The sequence below is a fragment of the Buttiauxella massiliensis genome (genome assembly GCF_902500225.1).
Classification (GTDB): Bacteria; Pseudomonadota; Gammaproteobacteria; order Enterobacterales; family Enterobacteriaceae; genus Buttiauxella; species Buttiauxella massiliensis.
Genome location: NZ_LR722659.1, coordinates 113,890 through 134,347 on the forward strand (window position 1 = coordinate 113,890; position 20,458 = coordinate 134,347).

A 20,458-nucleotide genomic window follows, 5' to 3' on the forward strand; every position below is an offset into this window, starting at 1 on the left:
GTAGTTGTGAACCCCGGTAATGCGTACAACTTCTGTATTTTGTACGTAATAGTTATTCACGGCGAAATAAGCATAAAAATGCTTAAGGGATCACGATGCAGAACGGCGAAATGAAAGCCTGGCTGGATTCCTCTTACCTGGCAGGTGCAAACCAGTCCTGGATAGAGCAGCTCTATGAAGACTTCTTAACCGATCCTGACTCTGTTGATGCGCACTGGCGCTCAATGTTCCAGCAATTACCTGGAACCGGGGCCAGACCGGATCAATTCCATTCCAAAACACGTGATTATTTCCGTCGTCTGGCGAAGGATGCCTCACGTTATTCCACCGCAATCACCGACCCTGACACCGACGTCAAGCAAGTCAAAGTGTTGCAGCTGATCAACGCCTGGCGTTTCCGTGGGCATCAGGCTGCAAACCTTGATCCACTTGGTTTGTGGAAACAGGACGCGGTTCCAGATCTTGACCCAGCATTCCACAATCTGACTGATGCCGATCTTCAGGAAACCTTCAATGTAGGTTCTTTTGCCAGCGGCAAAGAGACCATGAAGCTTGCTGACTTGATTGATGCGCTCAAGCAGACGTATGGCGGTTCGATCGGTGCGGAATATATGCACATCACCAACACTGAAGAGAAACGCTGGATTCAGCAGCGCATTGAATCTGTGGTTGGGCACTCAACGTTTACCGTTGAAGAAAAGAAACGCTTCTTGAGCGAGCTGACCGCAGCAGAAGGCCTTGAGCGTTACCTGGGTGCGAAATTCCCAGGCGCGAAACGCTTCTCGCTGGAAGGTGGTGACGCACTGGTGCCAATGCTCAAAGAGATGATCCGCCATGCGGGCAAGAGCGGCACACGTGAAGTGGTTCTGGGCATGGCACACCGTGGACGCCTGAACGTACTGATCAACGTACTGGGTAAAAAGCCGCAGGAGTTGTTCGACGAATTTGCTGGTAAACATAAAGAGCACCTCGGCACTGGCGATGTGAAGTACCACATGGGCTTCTCATCTGACGTTGAAACCGAAGGCGGCCTGGTTCACCTGGCGCTGGCGTTTAACCCATCGCACCTTGAAATCGTCAGCCCGGTGGTTATCGGTTCTGTGCGTGCACGTCTGGATCGTTTAGATAAACCAGGCAGCAACCAGGTTCTGCCAATCACCATTCACGGTGACGCAGCGGTTGCCGGGCAGGGTGTGGTTCAGGAAACTCTGAACATGTCCAAAGCGCGTGGTTACGAAGTGGGCGGTACCGTTCGCATCGTTATCAACAACCAGATTGGTTTCACCACCTCCAACCCACTGGATGCGCGCTCCACGCCGTACTGTACCGATATCGGTAAGATGGTGATGGCACCGATTTTCCACGTGAATGCGGATGACCCGGAAGCAGTGGCGTTTGTCACTCGTCTGGCGCTGGATTTCCGTAATACCTTTAAGCGCGACGTGTTTATCGACCTGGTTTGCTACCGTCGCCATGGTCACAACGAAGCTGATGAGCCAAGTGCAACGCAGCCTGTGATGTACCAGAAAATCAAGAAACACCCGACGCCGCGTAAGATTTACGCAGACCGTCTGGAGCAGCAAAAGCTGGCGACGCTTGAAGATGCCACCGAAATGGTGAATCTCTACCGTGACGCACTGGATGCTGGCGAGTGTGTGGTGGAAGAATACCGCCCGATGAACATGCATTCATTTACCTGGTCGCCATACCTCAACCACGAGTGGGATGAGAGCTATCCGAACAAGGTAGAGATGAAGCGTTTGCAGGAGCTGGCTAAGCGTATTAGCAGCGCACCAGAAACCGTTGAGATGCAGTCACGTGTGGCGAAAATCTACAGTGACCGTATGGAAATGGCGAACGGCGCGAAGAAATTCGATTGGGGCGCGGCTGAAAACCTGGCGTACGCAACCCTGGTTGATGAAGGCGTTTCTGTACGTTTGTCCGGTGAAGATGTGGGTCGTGGAACGTTCTTCCACCGTCACGCCGTTATTCACAACCAGACTAACGGTTCGACTTACACACCGCTGCAACACGTTCACAACAGCCAGGGCGAGTTCAAAGTCTGGGACTCCGTGCTGTCTGAAGAAGCGGTATTGGCGTTCGAATACGGTTATGCCACTGCGGAACCTCGTACACTGACCATCTGGGAAGCCCAGTTCGGCGACTTCGCTAACGGCGCTCAGGTTGTGATTGACCAGTTCATCAGTTCCGGCGAGCAGAAGTGGGGCCGTATGTGTGGCCTGGTGATGTTGCTGCCACACGGTTACGAAGGCCAGGGCCCGGAGCACTCCTCTGCACGTCTGGAACGTTATCTCCAGCTGTGTGCGGAACAGAACATGCAGGTTTGCGTCCCTTCGACTCCAGCACAGGTTTACCACATGCTGCGTCGTCAGGCGCTGCGCGGTATGCGCCGTCCGCTGGTAGTTATGTCACCGAAATCTTTACTGCGTCACCCACTGGCGGTTTCCACTATGGATGAACTGGCTAACGGCACCTTCTTGCCTGCAATCGGCGAAGTTGACGAGCTGGATCCTGCTGGCGTGAAACGCGTGGTAATGTGTTCTGGTAAGGTTTATTACGATTTGCTGGAACAGCGTCGTAAGAACGGCCAGAAAGATGTGGCAATTGTGCGCATCGAACAGTTATATCCATTCCCGCATCAGGCGATGCAGGAAGTGTTGAAACCATTTGCTCACGTACATGATTTTGTCTGGTGCCAGGAAGAGCCGCTTAACCAGGGCGCCTGGTACTGCAGCCAGCACCATTTCCGTGAAGTAGTTCCATTTGGATCAGGTCTGCGTTACGCAGGTCGCCCAGCCTCCGCATCACCTGCGGTAGGGTACTTGTCCGTTCACCAGAAGCAGCAGCAAGATCTGGTTAATGACGCGCTGAACGTCGATTAATTAAAGGATAAAAAATGAGTAGCGTAGATATTCTAGTTCCTGACCTGCCTGAGTCCGTTGCCGATGCAACCGTTGCTACCTGGCATAAAAAACCGGGTGACACCGTTACCCGTGACGAAGTGCTGGTGGAAATCGAAACTGACAAAGTGGTACTGGAAGTACCGGCGTCTGCAGATGGTGTTCTGGATGCTGTACTGGAAGATGAAGGTACAACCGTAACTTCTCGTCAAATTTTGGGCCGCCTGCGTGAAGGTAACAGCGCCGGTAAAGAGACTTCTGCGAAAACAGAAAGCAAAGAGTCTACCCCGGCACAGCGCCAGCAGGCTTCTCTGGAAGAGCAGAGCAATGACGCACTCAGCCCGGCTATTCGGCGCCTGATTGCAGAGCATTCTCTGGATGCTAACGCCATTAAAGGTAGCGGCGTCGGTGGCCGTATCACCCGTGAGGATGTTGATAAGCATCTGACCCAGGCGAAAGCGGCTCAACCTGCGGCAGCTAAAGCGGCTGTTGAAACTAAAGCTCCGGTTGCACCAATTGCTGGCCGTAGCGAGAAACGCGTTCCAATGACTCGCCTGCGCAAACGCGTTGCTGAGCGTCTGCTGGAGGCGAAAAACTCTACCGCCATGCTCACCACGTTTAACGAAGTGAACATGAAGCCAATCATGGATCTGCGTAAGCAGTACGGTGACTCTTTCGAAAAACGCCACGGTGTGCGTCTGGGCTTTATGTCCTTCTACATCAAAGCGGTGGTTGAAGCGCTGAAACGCTATCCAGAAGTGAATGCTTCTATCGACGGCGAAGACGTGGTTTACCACAACTACTTCGACGTTAGCATCGCGGTTTCAACTCCACGTGGTCTGGTGACTCCGGTACTGCGTGATGTTGATACCTTGGGTATGGCTGACATCGAAAAACGCATCAAAGAGCTGGCAGTGAAAGGCCGTGACGGCAAACTGACCGTTGAAGATTTGACTGGCGGTAACTTCACCATCACCAACGGTGGTGTGTTCGGTTCCCTGATGTCGACTCCGATCATCAACCCGCCGCAGAGCGCGATCCTCGGTATGCACGCTATCAAAGATCGCCCGATGGCGGTTGACGGTAAAGTTGAGATCCTGCCGATGATGTATCTGGCGCTGTCTTACGATCACCGTTTGATCGATGGCCGTGAATCAGTGGGTTATCTGGTAGCAATCAAAGAATTGCTCGAAGATCCGACTCGTCTGCTGCTGGACGTTTAGTTTTAAAGCATCACCTGCACTGTAGGCCGAAAGCTGCGCGCCATCTGGTATGAATAGCGCACCGGCCTACAGGTTTATAACGATTACCCTGAAGGATGATAGAACTCATGAACTTACACGAGTATCAGGCGAAACAGTTGTTTGCTCGATATGGCCTGCCGGCTCCAGTCGGTTACGCCTGTAATACACCGCGTGAAGCGGAAGAAGCGGCATCAAAAATTGGTGCAGGTCCGTGGGTGGTGAAATGTCAGGTTCATGCTGGTGGCCGCGGTAAAGCGGGCGGCGTGAAAGTGGTTAACAGTAAAGAAGACATCCGTGCTTTTGCTGAACACTGGCTGGGCAAACGCCTGGTTACCTACCAGACAGATGCCAATGGCCAGCCGGTTCATCAGATTCTGGTTGAAGCTGCGACTGACATTGATAAAGAACTGTATCTTGGCGCGGTGGTTGATCGTAGCTCCCGTCGCGTAGTGTTTATGGCGTCTACCGAAGGTGGCGTTGAAATTGAGAAAGTTGCGGAAGAAACCCCGCACCTGATCCACAAAGTTGCACTGGATCCGCTGGCAGGCCCAATGCCTTACCAGGGCCGTGAACTGGCATTCAAACTGGGTCTGGAAGGTAAACAAGTTCAGCAGTTCACCAAGATCTTTATGGGTCTGGCGAACATCTTCCTTGAGCGCGACCTGGCGCTTATCGAAATCAACCCGCTGGTTATCACTAAGCAGGGCGATCTGGTGTGCCTTGATGGCAAACTGGGCGCTGATGGCAACGCATTGTTCCGCCAGCCAGAGCTGCGTGAAATGCGTGACCCAAGCCAGGAAGATGCGCGTGAATCTCAGGCTGCACAGTGGGAACTGAACTACGTTGCCCTTGATGGCAACATCGGTTGCATGGTTAACGGTGCGGGCCTGGCAATGGGCACCATGGACATCGTTAAACTGCACGGCGGCGAACCGGCTAACTTCCTCGACGTTGGCGGCGGCGCAACCAAAGAGCGCGTGACTGAAGCATTCAAAATCATTCTGTCTGACGACAAAGTGAAAGCGGTTCTGGTGAACATCTTCGGCGGCATCGTGCGTTGCGACCTGATTGCAGACGGTATCATCGGCGCGGTTGCCGAAGTCGGTGTTAACGTTCCAGTGGTTGTTCGTCTGGAAGGTAACAACGCGGAACTGGGTGCGAAGAAACTGGCTGATAGCGGCCTGAATATTATTGCAGCGAAAAGTCTGACGGATGCAGCACAGCAGGTTGTTGCTGCCGTGGAGGGGAAATAATGTCCATTTTGATCGATAAAAATACCAAGGTTATTTGCCAGGGCTTTACCGGCAGCCAGGGGACTTTCCACTCCGAGCAGGCGATTGCATACGGTACGCAAATGGTTGGCGGTGTTACGCCAGGCAAAGGCGGCACCGAGCATCTCGGCCTGCCAGTGTTTAACACTGTGCGTGAAGCAGTAGAAGCAACTGGTGCGACCGCATCTGTAATCTACGTTCCGGCACCGTTCTGCAAAGACTCCATTCTGGAAGCAATCGACGCAGGCATTAAGCTGATTATCACCATCACCGAAGGCATCCCGACCCTGGATATGCTGACTGTGAAAGTGAAACTGGACGAAGCTGGCGTGCGCATGATTGGGCCAAACTGCCCTGGCGTTATCACCCCAGGCGAGTGCAAAATCGGCATTATGCCGGGTCATATTCATCTGCCAGGCAAAGTGGGTATCGTTTCCCGTTCTGGTACGTTGACGTATGAAGCGGTTAAACAGACTACCGATATCGGTTTGGGCCAGTCGACTTGTGTCGGCATCGGTGGTGACCCGATCCCGGGTTCTAACTTCATCGACATTCTGAAGATGTTCCAGGAAGATCCGAAGACTGAAGCTATCGTGATGATCGGTGAGATCGGCGGTAGCGCTGAAGAAGAAGCAGCCGCTTACATCAAAGAGCATGTCACCAAGCCAGTTGTTGGTTACATCGCGGGTGTCACTGCGCCGAAAGGCAAGCGTATGGGCCACGCAGGTGCCATCATCGCGGGTGGTAAAGGCACAGCGGATGAGAAATTCGCAGCACTGGAAGCCGCAGGCGTGAAAACCGTTCGCAGCCTGGCTGACATCGGTGACGCACTGAAAGCTATTTTGCCTCAGTAAGCAGAACTAATATACCCGTCATCCTTCAAGCTGCAGGGGTGTTGGCTGCACTCACTTACCCGAATCACTTACTCAAGTAAGCTCATCGGGATAAGCTCCCTGGCCGCCTACCTGCAACTCGAATGCTAACGGGTATCATAATTGTTCGACATGGTTGGCCGCTCAATGAGCGGCCTTTTTTATGGCCAAAATTCACGGTCATTGATGACAGTATTCCCTTAACAGCCACTTATAGCGCCTTGAGTGATTTGGCTGCCTGAGCAGCTTAAAAAGCAGAAACCCTCTGACTTCGACTTCTATCATCGCTCTTGGAGCATGATTACTGGTGTGTTGAATATCACAAAGGGAGAATGGGTGAAAATTCACTGAAACAACAATCAGCAAGGGGAGTGGAGTCCAAACCTTTCCGCTCTCACATGCCGTAAGAATCGTATCTGGTAATGGCTCATTGAGCGGAATCCTGCCGTTTTTTAAGGTCGGGTTTTTAAGTGGTTTGTGTTTTTAAGGACTACACTACTGACTACTAACCTCATCAAAAACAGTATCTTGTTAAATAATGAAACTTTAAAAGTAAATCAATTGTTAATTTTAGGTAATGAAAGAAACGGTCCGATGAAAATAGCGGGTGAAGATAAAAAACCATGGCTGTTAACGTTAGGAATTTATTTTTTAACTTATCTGCAATTAATAGTTTTTGTTTATGGATGTCATTTTTCCATTAACCTTAGTGATACCTTCAAAACATATCATTAACATCAAATTTACTATTAATTTAAGCGAGAAACTAAATTAACAATCAGGGAATAAATTGCGCTAGATCAATATCTAAAACTGGCTAGTAGTATGCAAAACAGCGTAAATTGTTGCAGATCAAACTGGCTGTTAAGGGACATTTTCGCTATAAATTGATCACTGTCGAGAAACGTAAATAACACTAAGCAATTACCTATTTATTGTAGGGAAATTGCAGGGTAATATATTTGCGGATTATTTTGGTTTTTATTAACGTGTTTGTAACCTTTCATCTTTCTTCGTTACATGCAAATAAAATGGCGAAGGGATGAAGTCTGGAAGCTAATGTTTTTGTATTAGGGCATGCGTTGTGGTTTTCCTTACGGTGAGCCACGGTCGAAGTCTTCATGCGAAGAGCAAGGAGTCAAGATGTTGGATATTGTCGAACTGTCGCGCTTACAGTTTGCCTTGACCGCGATGTACCACTTTCTTTTTGTGCCACTAACGCTCGGTATGGCGTTTTTGTTGGCCATCATGGAAACAGTGTACGTTCTGTCAGGTAAGCAAATTTATAAAGATATGACCAAGTTCTGGGGCAAGTTGTTTGGTATCAACTTTGCTTTGGGCGTGGCTACCGGTTTAACCATGGAGTTCCAGTTCGGTACAAACTGGTCTTACTATTCACACTATGTGGGTGACATTTTTGGTGCCCCACTGGCCATCGAAGGCCTGATGGCATTCTTCCTTGAATCCACCTTTGTAGGTCTATTCTTCTTCGGTTGGGATCGCCTCGGCAAAGTCCAACACATGGCGGTAACCTGGCTGGTGGCACTTGGCTCCAACCTTTCCGCGCTGTGGATTCTGGTCGCAAACGGCTGGATGCAGAACCCAATTGCTTCCGACTTCAACTTCGAAACCATGCGTATGGAGATGGTCAGTTTCTCCGAACTGGTCCTTAACCCAGTTGCGCAGGTGAAATTCGTTCACACCGTGGCTTCTGGTTACGTGTGCGGTGCGATGTTCATCCTCGGTGTGAGTTCTTACTACTTGCTTAAAGGCCGTGACGTTGCATTTGCGAAGCGTTCTTTTGCAATCGCTGCAAGCTTCGGTATGGCGGCAATCCTGTCTGTAATCGTGCTGGGTGATGAATCCGGTTACGAAATGGGTGACGTGCAGAAAACCAAATTGGCTGCTATTGAAGCTGAGTGGGAAACTCAACCGGCTCCAGCATCATTTACGCTGTTTGGTATCCCGGACCAGGACAAGCAGGAAAATAGCTATGCGATTCAGATCCCATACGCGCTTGGCATCATCGCCACCCGCTCTGTGGATAAGCAAGTTATTGGTCTGAAAGACCTGATGGTGCAACACGAAGAACGTATTCGTAACGGTATGAAGGCTTATAGCCTTCTGGAACAGTTACGTGCAGGTTCTAAAGACCAGGCGGTTCGCGATAACTTTGAGTCAGTCAAGAAAGACCTGGGTTATGGTTTGCTGCTCAAACGCTATACCCCGAACGTCTCTGACGCGACGGAAGAGCAGATTCAGAAAGCAACTAAGGATTCTATTCCTCGTGTAGCTCCGCTGTACTTTGCATTCCGTATCATGGTTGGCTGTGGCTTCCTGATGCTGTTCATCATCGCGGCTTCGTTCTGGACTGTGACGCGTAATGCAATCGGCTCGAAAAAATGGCTGTTGCGTGCGGCGCTCTATGGTATCCCGTTGCCGTGGATTGCGATTGAATCTGGTTGGTTTGTTGCCGAATACGGTCGTCAACCATGGGCTGTTGGTGAGGTATTGCCAACTGCGGTTGCTAACTCCTCTCTGACTGTGGGCGATCTGATCTTCTCCATGGTACTGATTTGCGGCCTTTACACGCTGTTTATGGTGGCGGAACTGTTCCTGATGTTCAAATTTGCTCGCCTTGGGCCGAGCAGTCTGAAAACAGGTCGCTATCACTTTGAGCAGTCCAATGTGACCTCTCAGCCGGCACGCTAAGACAGGAGTCGTCAAATGATCGATTATGAAGTATTGCGTTTTATCTGGTGGCTGCTGGTTGGCATTCTGCTGATTGGTTTTGCAGTCACCGACGGCTTTGACATGGGTGTGGGCATGTTGTCTCGCATCATTGGCAAATCTGACGTTGAACGCCGCATTATGGTGAACTCCATCGCCCCTCACTGGGATGGTAACCAGGTATGGCTCATCACCGCTGGTGGCGCATTGTTCGCTGCCTGGCCGATGGTTTATGCAGCTGCGTTCTCTGGTTTCTATGTGGCAATGATTCTGGTACTGGCTTCATTATTCTTCCGTCCGGTAGGTTTTGACTACCGTTCGAAGATTGAAGACATGCGCTGGCGTGGCATGTGGGACTGGGGCATTTTCATTGGTAGTTTTGTGCCGCCGTTGGTTATCGGTGTGGCGTTCGGCAACTTGCTGCAAGGCGTGCCGTTCCACGTTGATGAGTATCTGCGTCTGTACTACACCGGTAACTTCTTCCAGTTGCTGAATCCGTTTGGCCTGTTGGCTGGTGTCGTGAGCGTTTCCATGATCCTTGCTCAGGGTGCAACTTACCTGCAAATGCGTACTGTGGGTGAACTGCATCTGCGTGCTAAAGCCGCTGCGCAAATTTCAGCGCTGGTGATGATGGTGTGCTTCGCACTTGCTGGTGTTTGGGTGATTTACGGCATCGATGGTTACGTTGTGACTTCAGAGCTGAACCACCATGCAGCATCGAATCCGCTGACTAAAGAAGTCGCTCGTCAGGCTGGTGCCTGGATGGTGAACTTCAATAATATGCCGATTCTATGGCTCATCCCTGCTCTGGGTGTGGTTCTGCCACTGTTGACTGTGCTGATGTCTCGTCTTGAGAAAGGCGCGATGGCATTCGTGTTCTCCTCACTGACTCTGGCTTGTGTCATTCTGACTGCCGGTGTGGCGATGTTCCCGTTCGTGATGCCTTCGAGCACCATGTTGAACGCTAGCCTCACCATGTGGGATGCAACATCCAGCCAGTTAACTCTGAATGTGATGACCTATGTTGCTGCGGTATTTGTACCGATCATTCTTATCTACACCACCTGGTGTTACTGGAAAATGTTCGGTCGAATCACCAAAGAGCATATCGAAAGCAACACCCACTCTCTGTACTAAGTAAGGAGCTGATTATGTGGTACTTTGCATGGATTCTGGGGACGCTTCTTGCCTGTGCTTTTGGCATCATTACCGCCCTGGCACTTGAGCATGTTGAAGCTGCTAAAGCCGGTAAAGAAGAAATTTGATGGAAGCAATTATCGCGAAGCTTTATGCGGTAATGGATAAGAGCCCTCTAAGGGCTCTTTCCTTGATAATGGCATTAGTTCTTGCCGTGTGTATATTTTGGGACCCGTCCCGCTTTGCGGCGAAAACCAGTAGTCTTGAAATCTGGCATGGTTTTTTGCTGATGTGGGCTGTATGCACCGGCGTGATTCATGGCGTGGGTTTTCGCCCTCGTAAAGTGCTGTGGCAGGGGATTTTTAGCCCATTACCCGCACAATTAGTCTTGCTGGCAGGACTGGCTATTTTCTTCTTCTGATGCTTCTTTAACCTCAGCGCATTTCACTTAATATTTATGGGCTTTAACAAGCCCATAAATATTTACCTAACGTTTAATGCTACCCATTCCCAACCCCCATCCTCTTGCGTATAGTAGCAACGTTAAATTGCATTACCGGGATGTATTGTGAGTACAACGCTGTTTCGATGGCCGGTTCGTGTCTATTACGAAGACACTGACGCCGGTGGTGTGGTATACCACGCCAGTTATGTTGCTTTCTATGAAAGAGCACGCACTGAAATGTTGCGCCATCACCATTTTAGCCAGCAAGATTTGTTGGCAGAGCGCGTCGCCTTTGTTGTCCGCAGAATGACTGTGGATTATTTGGCGCCTGCCCGACTCGACGATTTACTCGAAATCCAAAGTGAAATTACATCGATGCGTGGTACCTCTATGGTATTTACACAGCGAATCGTCAATGCCGATAATCAGGTACTCAACGAAGCTGAGGTCCTGATCGTCTGTGTTGATCCACACCTAATGAAGCCTCGTGCGCTTCCCAAGTCTATTGTCGCGGAGTTCAAGCAGTGACTGACATGAATATCCTTGATTTGTTCCTGAAGGCAAGCCTTCTGGTCAAATTTATCATGTTGATTTTGATTGGTTTTTCCATTGCATCATGGGCAATCATTATTCAGCGAACGCGAATCCTCAATGCTGCTACTCGTGAAGCAGAAGCTTTTGAAGATAAGTTCTGGTCGGGCATTGAATTGTCCCGTCTCTATCAAGAAAGCCAGGGCCGCCGTGACAGTCTTGCTGGCTCTGAACAAATTTTCTATTCAGGTTTTAAAGAGTTTGCCCGACTGCATCGTGCTAATACGCACGCACCAGAAGCAGTCGTTGAAGGGGCATCTCGCGCCATGCGTATTTCCATGAGCCGTGAGTTGGAAACGCTAGAAACTCATATTCCTTTCCTCGGAACTGTGGGTTCCATCAGCCCGTATATTGGTCTGTTTGGCACGGTTTGGGGGATCATGCACGCCTTTATCGCACTCGGTGCGGTGAAACAAGCGACATTGCAGATGGTTGCTCCAGGTATTGCAGAAGCACTGATTGCAACTGCAATCGGCCTGTTCGCTGCAATCCCTGCGGTTATGGCGTATAACCGCCTGAACCAACGTGTGAACAAACTGGAATTGAATTACGACAACTTCATGGAAGAGTTCACGGCTATCCTGCACCGTCAGGCTTTTACCAGCAGCGATAAGCAGTAAGGGGTAAGTCATGGCCAGACGTGGACGTGGGCGTGGTCGTCGGGAATTAAAGTCCGAAATTAACATCGTTCCTCTGCTGGACGTACTGTTGGTATTGTTGCTTATTTTTATGGCAACTGCTCCAATCATTACACAAAGCGTTGAGGTAGATTTGCCGGATGCGACAGATTCGCAGACGGTGAGCAGTAACGATGAACCGCCGGTCATTATTGAAGTGTCCGGGGTAGGGCAGTACAGCGTGGTGGTAGAGAAAGATCGTATGGATCAGTTGCCGTCAGAACAGGTTGTTGCGGAAGCACAACGTCGTTTGCAGGCAAATCCAAAAACGGTCTTTTTGATCGGTGGTGCTAAAGATGTTCCTTATGAGGAAATCATCAAAGCACTGAACATGCTGCACAGTGCAGGTGTTAAATCCGTCGGTCTGATGACGCAGCCAATCTGATCTATTCCTAAATAATTCATGTTGCAGGTAGGCGGCAAGTGAGTGAATCCCCAAGAGCTTACTTAAGTAAGTGACTGGGGTGAGGGAGTGCAGCCAACGCCCCTGCAACTTGAAGTATGACGGATATATCTTGCTATATTTGGGAACCGATAGTGTCAAAGGCAACCATAGAAAACGATAAGCTCAAGCGCGCGATAATCGTCTCAGTGATCCTGCATATCATTTTGATTGCAGTCCTGATTTGGAGTTCGTTTGACGAGCACATCGACGCCAGTGCTGGCGGCGGTGGGGGTTCGGCTATTGACGCGGTCATGGTCGACCCAGGTGCAGTTGTTCAACAGTACAATCGCCAGCAGCAACAGCAGTCGAGCAGCAAACGTGCGGCGGAGCAACGCGAGAAACAAGCGCAACAACAGGCTGAAGAACTTCAGGAAAAACAGGCTGCTGAACAACAGCGTCTGAAGCAACTGGAGAAAGAACGCCTGGAAGCGCAGGAACAAGCGAAGCAACAAGCAGATCAGCAGAAGCAAGCGCAAGAAGCCGCTAAAGAAGCGCAGGAGCAACAGAAGCAAGCTGAAGCAGCGGCGGCGAAAGCCAAAGCAGATGCCAAAGCCCAAGCTGATGCTCAGGCAAAATCTCAGGCCGACGCCCAGGCGAAGGCTGCGGAAGAAGCGGCGAAGAAAGCTGCTGCAGATGCACAAAAGAAAGCGACTGAAGAAGCAGCTAAAAAAGCCGCTGATGCAGAGAAAAAAGCAGCTGCTGAAGCCGCTGCTGCGGCGAAAAAATCTCAGCAGGAAGCCGAGAAGAAAGCCGCAGATGCTGCAGCGAAGAAAGCTCAGCAAGATGCTGAGAAGAAAGCCGCCGCTGAAGCTGCTAAAAAGGCTGCTGATGCTGAGAAAAAAGCAGCAGAAGCTGCCGCCGCCGAGAAAGCTGCGTCTGAAAAAGCCGCGGCCGATAAGGCTGCTGCTGCAAAAGGTGCTGCTGATAAGAAAGCTGCTGCAGATGCTAAGAAAAAGGCTGCTGCTGAGAAAGCCGCTGCCGATAAAGCTGCCGCTGCGGGCGTTGACGATCTCTTTGGCGACCTGAGCTCAGGTAAGAATGCACCGAAAACGGCTAATAGCGGAAAAGCAGGTTCAGGTAGTACAACTGGAGCAGCAGCTGGTGCGAGTGGGGCGTCACAAAGTGACATTGCTGCTTATTCAGCCTTAGTGCAGGCCGCAATTAAAGGTCATCTTTATGATTGGGATACTTACAAAGGTAAGACTTGTACGCTGCGAGTGAAAATTGGCCAGGATGGAACATTGCTGGGTGTGACTCAGGAAGGTGGTGATCCTACGTTTTGCCAGGCAATGCTACAAGCTACGAATCGTATGTCTAAGTTTCCTAAGCCTCCAACTAAAGCGGTATATGAGGTTTTCAGAAATGTTCCATTAGACTTTAAGCCTCAATGATAGATGCTCAATAAAGTTGTACACCAGGCTAAGATCTGTCGTAGGGTTTTGGTAGTTTTGTGTATTTGAGTTTGTTAACATTCTGCTAAATTATCGTGGGCTGTGGGTCCAGATAAGGGAGATATGATGAAGCAGGCATTTCGAGTTGCATTAAGTTTTTTAATGCTGTGGGCAGCAGTACTGCACGCAGAGGTTCGTATTGAGATCACCCAAGGGGTGGACTCAGCACGTCCAATTGGTGTTGCGCCATTTAAATGGGGAGGCCCTGGTGCCGCGCCAGAAGATATTGGTGGCATCGTTGCTGCAGACTTACGTAACAGCGGCAAATTCAATCCACTGGATCGTTCACGCTTACCGCAGCAGCCTGGCTCCGCTCAGGAAGTGCAACCGGCCGCGTGGACTGCACTGGGTATTGATGCCGTTGTTGTAGGCCAGGTTACACCAAACGGTGATGGCAGCTATACCGTTGCTTACCAGTTGGTTGATACTTCAGGTGCACCTGGTACTGTGCTTGCGCAGAACTCCTACAAGGTGAACAAACAGTGGATTCGCTATGCTGGTCATACCGCAAGTGATGAAGTGTTTGAGAAGCTGACAGGCATTAAAGGTGCGTTCCGTACTCGTATCGCTTATGTGGTGCAGACTAACGGCGGCCAGTTCCCGTATGAATTGCGCGTATCTGATTACGACGGCTACAACACCAACGTTGTCAAACGTTCTCCTGAACCGCTGATGTCACCAGCGTGGTCTCCAGACGGCAGCAAACTGGCTTACGTAACATTTGAAAGTGGCCGTTCTGCTCTGGTTATCCAGACTCTGGCGAATGGTGCAATTCGTCAGGTAGCTTCGTTCCCTCGTCATAACGGTGCGCCAGCATTTTCTCCCGACGGCAGCAAACTGGCCTTCACGCTATCTAAAACCGGTAGTATGAACCTGTATGTTATGGACATAGCTTCTGGTCAGATTCGTCAGGTAACTGATGGACGCAGCAACAATACAGAACCAACGTGGTTCCCGGATAGCCAGAATGTAGCTTATACCTCTGACCAGGCTGGGCGTCCGCAGATTTATAAAGTGAATATCAACGGTGGTGCTCCACAGCGTCTGTCTTGGGAAGGTCCTCAGAACCAGAATGCTGATGTGAGTTCCGACGGTAAGTTTATGGTGATGGTGAGCTCCAATAGTGGGCAGCAACACATCGCCAAACAGGATCTGGTAGCGGGTGGCGTACAAACTTTATCGTCAACGTTCCTGGATGAAACGCCAAGTCTGGCACCTAACGGCACGATGGTAATCTACAGCTCTTCTCAGGGGATGGGATCTGTGCTGAATCTGGTCTCAACAGATGGGCGTTTCAAAGCGCGTCTTCCGGCAACCGATGGTCAGGTTAAATCTCCTGCCTGGTCGCCGTATCTGTGATAATAAAATATTAAAGGATCAAAGAAATGCAACTGAACAAAGTGCTGAAAGGGCTGATGCTGGCACTGCCTGTTATGGCAATCGCTGCGTGTAGTTCTAACAAGAGCGCCAACAACGAGAGCGGCGAAGGTATGCTGGGCGCCGGCACTGGTATGGACGCTAACGGTAGCAATGGCAACATGTCATCTGAAGAACAGGCTCGCCTGCAGATGCAACAGCTGCAACAGAACAACATCGTATACTTCGGTCTGGATAAGTATGATGTTTCTTCTGACTTCGCTGCAATGCTGGATGCACACGCTAACTTCCTGCGTAGCAACCCATCTTACAAAGTGACCGTAGAAGGTCATGCGGACGAACGTGGTACCCCGGAATATAACATTGCCCTGGGTGAGCGTCGTGCTAGCGCTGTTAAGATGTACCTGCAAGGTAAAGGCGTTTCTGCAGACCAGATCTCCATCGTTTCTTACGGTAAAGAAAAACCAGCAGTACTGGGTCATGACGAAGCGGCTTACGCTAAAAACCGTCGTGCCGTACTGGTTTACTAAGAGAACTGCATGAACAGTAACCTCAGACATCACTTGTTGAGTCTGTCGTTACTGGTTGGCATAGCGGCCCCTTGGGCCGCTACTGCTCAGGCGCCAATCAGTAGTGTCGGCTCAGGCTCGGTCGAAGACCGTGTCACTCAACTCGAGCGTATTTCTAACGCTCATAGTCAACTTTTAACCCAACTCCAACAACAACTCTCTGATAATCAAAATGATATTGATTCCCTGCGTGGTCAAATTCAGGAAAGCCAATACCAATTGAATCAGGTTGTTGAGCGTCAGAAGCAAATTTTATTGCAGATAGACAGCCTTGGTAGTGGTGGTGCAGCAGCAGGACAAGCGGCTGGTAGTACCGATCAGGAAGCTGCAGCGGCAGCTACACCTGATGCTGGTGCTGCAGCTGAAACACCAGCTGCAGCAGCCCCAGTGCAAGGTGGTGACGCTAACAGCGACTACAATGCGGCTATTGCCATGGTGCAGGATAAGTCCCGTCAGGATGAAGCCCTTGCTGCATTTCAGAGTTTTGTTAAAAAGTACCCAGATTCAACTTACCAGCCAAATGCAAATTATTGGTTAGGTCAGTTGAATTACAACAAGGGGAAAAAGGATGATGCGGCGTTTTATTTTGCCTCTGTGGTGAAAAATTACCCGAAATCACCTAAGGCTCCAGATGCAATGTATAAAGTCGGTGTGATCATGCAAGACAAAGGCGATACCGCAAAAGCGAAAGCTGTGTATCAACAAGTGATCAAACAGTTCCCAAATACCGAAGGTGCAAAGCAGGCTCAAAAACGTCTGAATGCGATGTAGTGTGTGCGGCCTGACCAGATATTGCTGCTTTTCTGGTCAAGCCGGACAAAACACAAGCCATTAGGTGATCTTGATCGAAATTCTTGTTGCGTCAAAATCTTAAATCAGTAATATATGCCGCCGTTGCCAAGGGATATCAAACAAACCGAAAGTGACACGAAATTGGGGCGTTAGCTCAGTTGGTAGAGCAGTTGACTTTTAATCAATTGGTCGCAGGTTCGAATCCTGCACGCCCCACCAATTTCGATGCAGTAAGTATTTGAAGAAGCAGTAAACCGCATAGCGGGGCGTTAGCTCAGTTGGTAGAGCAGTTGACTTTTAATCAATTGGTCGCAGGTTCGAATCCTGCACGCCCCACCACTCCTCGAGTGAAAGCATCTTCGATATTAGCAGTAAACCGCATAGCGGGGCGTTAGCTCAGTTGGTAGAGCAGTTGACTTTTAATCAATTGGTCGCAGGTTCGAATCCTGCACGCCCCACCAATATTTAAGTAGTACGAAGTAGTACCGAAGTTTGGGTGATTAGCTCAGTTGGTAGAGCACCTCCTTTACACGGAGGGGGTCGGCGGTTCGAGCCCGTCATCACCCACCATTCGGGGCGTTAGCTCAGTTGGTAGAGCAGTTGACTTTTAATCAATTGGTCGCAGGTTCGAATCCTGCACGCCCCACCAAATTCAGAAAAAAGCGCCTTTGGGCGCTTTTTTCGTTTCTACAGCCCGAACGACTTCTTCCTTCTGCAGAAGGAAGGCATTGGGCTTAGGTAACTGTAAATTCCTCACGACAATCCCGCCATAATTCGCTATCTTGTTTAGCATACAAAACAACCGTGGCCATTTCTGGTAGGTCTTAGCCAGAATAGTGCTAATTTGGTTAAGTCAGTCAAACGAGAAAGCACTATGAGCGTAATGTTCGATCCAGAAGCAGCGATTTATCCCTTCCCACCTAAACCACAGCCTTTGAGCGCGGATGAAAAGCAATTTTACCGTGAGAAAATCAAGCGTCTGCTGAAAGAGCGGAATGCTGTGATGGTGGCTCATTATTACACTGATCCTGAGATTCAGGCTCTGGCTGAAGAGACGGGCGGCTGTATTTCTGATTCGCTAGAGATGGCACGTTTCGGGGCCAATCATCCAGCAACCACTCTGTTGGTGGCTGGGGTGCGCTTTATGGGGGAAACCTCGAAAATCCTGAGCCCAGAAAAAACCGTTCTGATGCCAACTCTGAATGCAGAGTGCTCTTTGGATCTCGGCTGCCCAATCGAAGAGTTCAACGCCTTCTGCGATCAACACCCTGATCGCACAGTGGTGGTCTATGCTAATACTTCCGCAGCGGTAAAAGCGCGTGCGGATTGGGTTGTGACTTCCAGCATTGCAGTTGAATTAATTGAACATCTGGACAGCCTGGGCGAGAAAATCATCTGGGCACCGGATCGTCATCTGGGAAATTACGTTCAAAAGCAGACTGGTGCTGACGTGTTGTGCTGGCAAGGTGCCTGTATTGTGCATGACGAGTTTAAAACTCAGGCATTGACCCGCATGAAAGCACTTTATCCGGATGCAGCAGTATTGGTTCACCCTGAATCACCGCAAGCAATCGTTGATTTGGCCGATGCTGTCGGTTCTACCAGCCAGCTGATTGCTGCAGCAAAAACGTTGCCCCATAAGAAACTGATTGTGGCCACGGATCGTGGCATCTTCTACAAAATGCAGCAGGCATGCCCGGATAAAGAATTGTTCGAAGCGCCAACCGCAGGAGAAGGTGCAACGTGCCGTACCTGTGCACATTGCCCATGGATGGCGATGAACGGCCTTAAAGCCATCGCTGAGGGATTGGAGCAAGGCGGAGTGGCACACGAGATCCATGTTGATGCTGCGCTGCGTGAGGGCGCGCTGGTGCCTTTAAATCGAATGTTAGATTTTGCCGCTGAGTTGCGACGCAACGTTAAGGGTAATGCGTAAGGATTTTATCCTGTCATATTTGAAGCTGCATCTATGTTGGCTACGTTCACGTACCCTTGATGCAGCTCCAATTATTTTGGGAATACCTTAAAAAGGAGCGAATATGGACTTTTTTAGCACGCAGAACATTTTGGTTCACATACCCATTGGGGCTGGCGGGTATGATTTATCGTGGATTGAGGCAGTCGGGACACTAGCAGGTTTACTCTGTATCTGGCTGGCAAGCCTTGAGAAAATCAGCAACTACGCATTTGGTTTAATTAACGTCACTCTTTTTGCGATTATTTTCTTCCAGATTCAACTCTACGCAAGCCTTCTGCTACAACTGTTCTTCTTTGCGGCTAATATTTATGGCTGGTATGCCTGGTCGAGACAGACCAGTGATAATCAGGCTGCACTCCATATTCGTTGGTTACCATTACCTAAGGCGCTGGCCTGGATTGTATTCTGCGTCGGTGCTATTGGGCTGATGACAATATTCATCGATCCGGTATTTGCTTTCCTGACGCATACGGCGGTTTCCGTTATGCAGGCTTTAGGCATGAATGTAACGATGCCTGATCTTCAACCTGACGCTTTCCCATTCTGGGACTCTTGCATGATGGTACTGTCCATCGTGGCGATGATTCTGATGACTCGTAAGTACGTCGAAAACTGGCTACTTTGGGTGATCATTAACATGATTAGCGTGGTGATTTTTGCCTTGCAGGGCGTCTATGCAATGTCGCTGGAGTATTTGATCCTGACGTTTATTGCGCTCAACGGCAGCCGCATGTGGATCAAAAGTGCGCATGAACGTGGCTCACGCGCCTTTTCCTAATCAGTGGTGATGATGAGCATGGCCAGGATGGTCATGCTCATCATGCTCGTTTAAATCGCAATCCTGCCCATGGCAAAGCTGATACTCCATCTGCACCGTGGCATGCTCAATCTGATATTCCTCTTTTAAAAAATGATGGATGCGTTCTAGCAGAGCATCATGATCGTGTGGAGGTACCACCTGAACATGCAGAGTCATCAACGGCTTCTCACCAACTAACCAGATATGGACATGATGAACATTCCTTACTTCCGGAATGGTTCTGGCCAGTTTGCGCTTTAGTACCGGAATATCAAAAGCATGAGGTGCGCCTTCGAGAAGCTCATTGACGCTCTCTTTAAGCAAACTCCATGCGCTACGTAGCACCAGGCACGAAACCAGGATGGAAAGGATAGGGTCAATAGGTGTCCAGCCTGTCCAAAGAATGATCAGTGCCGCACCAATGGCTCCTACCGAACCTAACAAATCTCCCAGCACATGCAGGGCTGCGGCGCGAACGTTAATATTTTTTTCTTCGCTTCCGCGATGCAATATCCAAAATGAAAATAGATTCGCCAGTAACCCGGCAAACGCAATAACCAGCATCGTCCAGCCGGCTATGGGTTGCGGATGATAAAAACGGACTACTGCCTCCCAGACAATCAGAATCGTAATTACCACCAGAGCAATGGCATTCACAAAGGCTGCAAGTGTCGTCAACCTTAACCAACCGAAGGTATGGTGAGTATTTGGTGGACGGCGCGCAAACTGTACTGCCAGCAAAGCCACCAGTAATGCCGCTGCATCTGTCAGCATATGACCCGCGTCAGCGAGTAGGGCAAGCGAGCCAGAAAGCACACCACCGATGACTTCGGCCACCATAAAGAGCGCTGTGACGGAAAAAGCCCACAGAAGGCGCCTGGAGTTGGAATCACTCGGGGTATGTTGATGTGTATGCGCCATGGTTCCTCTGTATCCGTAAAGCAACAATGCGCTAATTATAACCACTAACATTGTTAACTTGTTGAATAACGCTCATAAAAAAGGAGAGCCTAAGCTCCCCTTAATTTTCCGGTGACCCGTCCTAAATAGCGTTGACACATTTAACTCGTACTATGAGGAAAATGTGATGAACCAGTACGTTAAACGCACGCAACGCGATTACCCTCTATCCTTTAAATTGGCCGTTGTCGAACAAGTC

18 protein-coding genes and 5 tRNA genes are annotated in these 20,458 nt (G+C 49.8%); 22 read left to right on the plus strand and 1 reads right to left on the minus strand.

Features of this window, described 5'->3' with window-relative positions; translation table 11 throughout:
* Positions 1-95: 95 nt before the first annotated feature.
* From sucA to pnuC, 22 genes are all read left to right on the plus strand, one after another.
* Positions 96-2,903, plus strand: coding sequence for a 2-oxoglutarate dehydrogenase E1 component (gene sucA / locus GC128_RS17205; RefSeq protein WP_151995323.1), 2,808 nt, complete (start codon positions 96-98; stop codon positions 2,901-2,903).
* Between the two features lie 14 nt (positions 2,904-2,917).
* Positions 2,918-4,144: a 2-oxoglutarate dehydrogenase complex dihydrolipoyllysine-residue succinyltransferase gene (gene odhB / locus GC128_RS17210; RefSeq protein WP_151995324.1), complete on the plus strand. Its 1,227-nt coding sequence runs from the start codon at positions 2,918-2,920 to the stop codon at positions 4,142-4,144.
* 107 nt (positions 4,145-4,251) lie between these two features.
* The gene (gene sucC / locus GC128_RS17215; protein ID WP_034458764.1) at positions 4,252-5,418 is read left to right on the plus strand and encodes an ADP-forming succinate--CoA ligase subunit beta; all 1,167 of its coding nucleotides are present in this window, start codon (positions 4,252-4,254) and stop codon (positions 5,416-5,418) included.
* Complete coding sequence (sucD, locus tag GC128_RS17220; RefSeq protein ID WP_034458762.1) at positions 5,418-6,290, plus strand: succinate--CoA ligase subunit alpha; 873 nt, start codon at positions 5,418-5,420, stop codon at positions 6,288-6,290. The genes sucC and sucD overlap by 1 nt, the downstream gene beginning before the upstream one ends.
* A 1,161-nt stretch (positions 6,291-7,451) precedes the next feature.
* Entirely contained in the window at positions 7,452-9,020 is a 1,569-nt protein-coding gene (gene cydA / locus GC128_RS17225) for a cytochrome ubiquinol oxidase subunit I (RefSeq protein ID WP_151995325.1), read from the plus strand.
* Between the two features lie 15 nt (positions 9,021-9,035).
* Positions 9,036-10,175 (plus strand): cytochrome d ubiquinol oxidase subunit II, encoded by a 1,140-nt coding sequence (gene cydB / locus GC128_RS17230; RefSeq protein WP_151995326.1) that lies wholly within the window; start codon positions 9,036-9,038, stop codon positions 10,173-10,175.
* Between the two features lie 14 nt (positions 10,176-10,189).
* Positions 10,190-10,303, plus strand: a complete 114-nt coding sequence (gene cydX, locus GC128_RS17235; protein ID WP_064512614.1) for a cytochrome bd-I oxidase subunit CydX — start codon at positions 10,190-10,192, stop codon at positions 10,301-10,303.
* Positions 10,303-10,596: a cyd operon protein YbgE gene (gene ybgE / locus GC128_RS17240; protein ID WP_151995327.1), complete on the plus strand. Its 294-nt coding sequence runs from the start codon at positions 10,303-10,305 to the stop codon at positions 10,594-10,596. The genes cydX and ybgE overlap by 1 nt, the downstream gene beginning before the upstream one ends.
* Positions 10,597-10,743: 147 nt before the next feature.
* Positions 10,744-11,148 (plus strand): tol-pal system-associated acyl-CoA thioesterase, encoded by a 405-nt coding sequence (ybgC, locus tag GC128_RS17245; RefSeq protein WP_034458754.1) that lies wholly within the window; start codon positions 10,744-10,746, stop codon positions 11,146-11,148.
* Positions 11,145-11,831, plus strand: coding sequence for a Tol-Pal system protein TolQ (gene tolQ, locus GC128_RS17250; protein WP_074391983.1), 687 nt, complete (start codon positions 11,145-11,147; stop codon positions 11,829-11,831). Before ybgC ends, tolQ begins: the two co-directional genes overlap by 4 nt.
* Positions 11,832-11,841: 10 nt before the next feature.
* Entirely contained in the window at positions 11,842-12,273 is a 432-nt protein-coding gene (gene tolR / locus GC128_RS17255; protein WP_064559844.1) for a colicin uptake protein TolR, read from the plus strand.
* Between the two features lie 152 nt (positions 12,274-12,425).
* Entirely contained in the window at positions 12,426-13,724 is a 1,299-nt protein-coding gene (tolA, locus tag GC128_RS17260) for a cell envelope integrity protein TolA (RefSeq protein ID WP_193216276.1), read from the plus strand.
* 126 nt (positions 13,725-13,850) lie between these two features.
* Positions 13,851-15,143 carry a Tol-Pal system beta propeller repeat protein TolB gene (gene tolB, locus GC128_RS17265; protein WP_034458746.1) on the plus strand — a complete coding sequence of 431 codons (1,293 nt, stop codon included), beginning with the start codon at positions 13,851-13,853 and terminating at the stop codon, positions 15,141-15,143.
* A gap of 26 nt (positions 15,144-15,169) precedes the next feature.
* Complete coding sequence (gene pal, locus GC128_RS17270; RefSeq protein WP_064512605.1) at positions 15,170-15,691, plus strand: peptidoglycan-associated lipoprotein Pal; 522 nt, start codon at positions 15,170-15,172, stop codon at positions 15,689-15,691.
* 9 nt (positions 15,692-15,700) lie between these two features.
* Positions 15,701-16,501, plus strand: a complete 801-nt coding sequence (cpoB, locus tag GC128_RS17275; protein WP_151995329.1) for a cell division protein CpoB — start codon at positions 15,701-15,703, stop codon at positions 16,499-16,501.
* A gap of 164 nt (positions 16,502-16,665) precedes the next feature.
* Positions 16,666-16,741: transfer RNA gene (locus GC128_RS17280), tRNA-Lys, on the plus strand.
* A 44-nt stretch (positions 16,742-16,785) separates the two neighbouring features.
* Positions 16,786-16,861 (plus strand) — tRNA-Lys (locus GC128_RS17285).
* Between the two features lie 46 nt (positions 16,862-16,907).
* Positions 16,908-16,983: transfer RNA gene (locus GC128_RS17290), tRNA-Lys, on the plus strand.
* Positions 16,984-17,016: 33 nt separating this feature from the next.
* Positions 17,017-17,092, plus strand: a tRNA-Val gene (locus GC128_RS17295).
* Positions 17,093-17,095: 3 nt separating this feature from the next.
* Positions 17,096-17,171 (plus strand) — tRNA-Lys (locus tag GC128_RS17300).
* A 225-nt stretch (positions 17,172-17,396) separates the two neighbouring features.
* A complete protein-coding gene (gene nadA / locus GC128_RS17305) occupies positions 17,397-18,458 on the plus strand; it encodes a quinolinate synthase NadA (protein ID WP_151995330.1) in 1,062 nt (353 codons plus the stop codon).
* Positions 18,459-18,561: 103 nt separating this feature from the next.
* Complete coding sequence (gene pnuC / locus GC128_RS17310) at positions 18,562-19,278, plus strand: nicotinamide riboside transporter PnuC (RefSeq protein ID WP_151995331.1); 717 nt, start codon at positions 18,562-18,564, stop codon at positions 19,276-19,278.
* On the opposite strand, the gene zitB is transcribed toward pnuC, so the two are convergent.
* Positions 19,279-20,220 carry a CDF family zinc transporter ZitB gene (zitB, locus tag GC128_RS17315; protein WP_151995332.1) on the minus strand — a complete coding sequence of 314 codons (942 nt, stop codon included), beginning with the start codon at positions 20,218-20,220 and terminating at the stop codon, positions 19,279-19,281. It abuts the gene before it with no gap.
* Positions 20,221-20,458 lie beyond the last annotated feature (238 nt).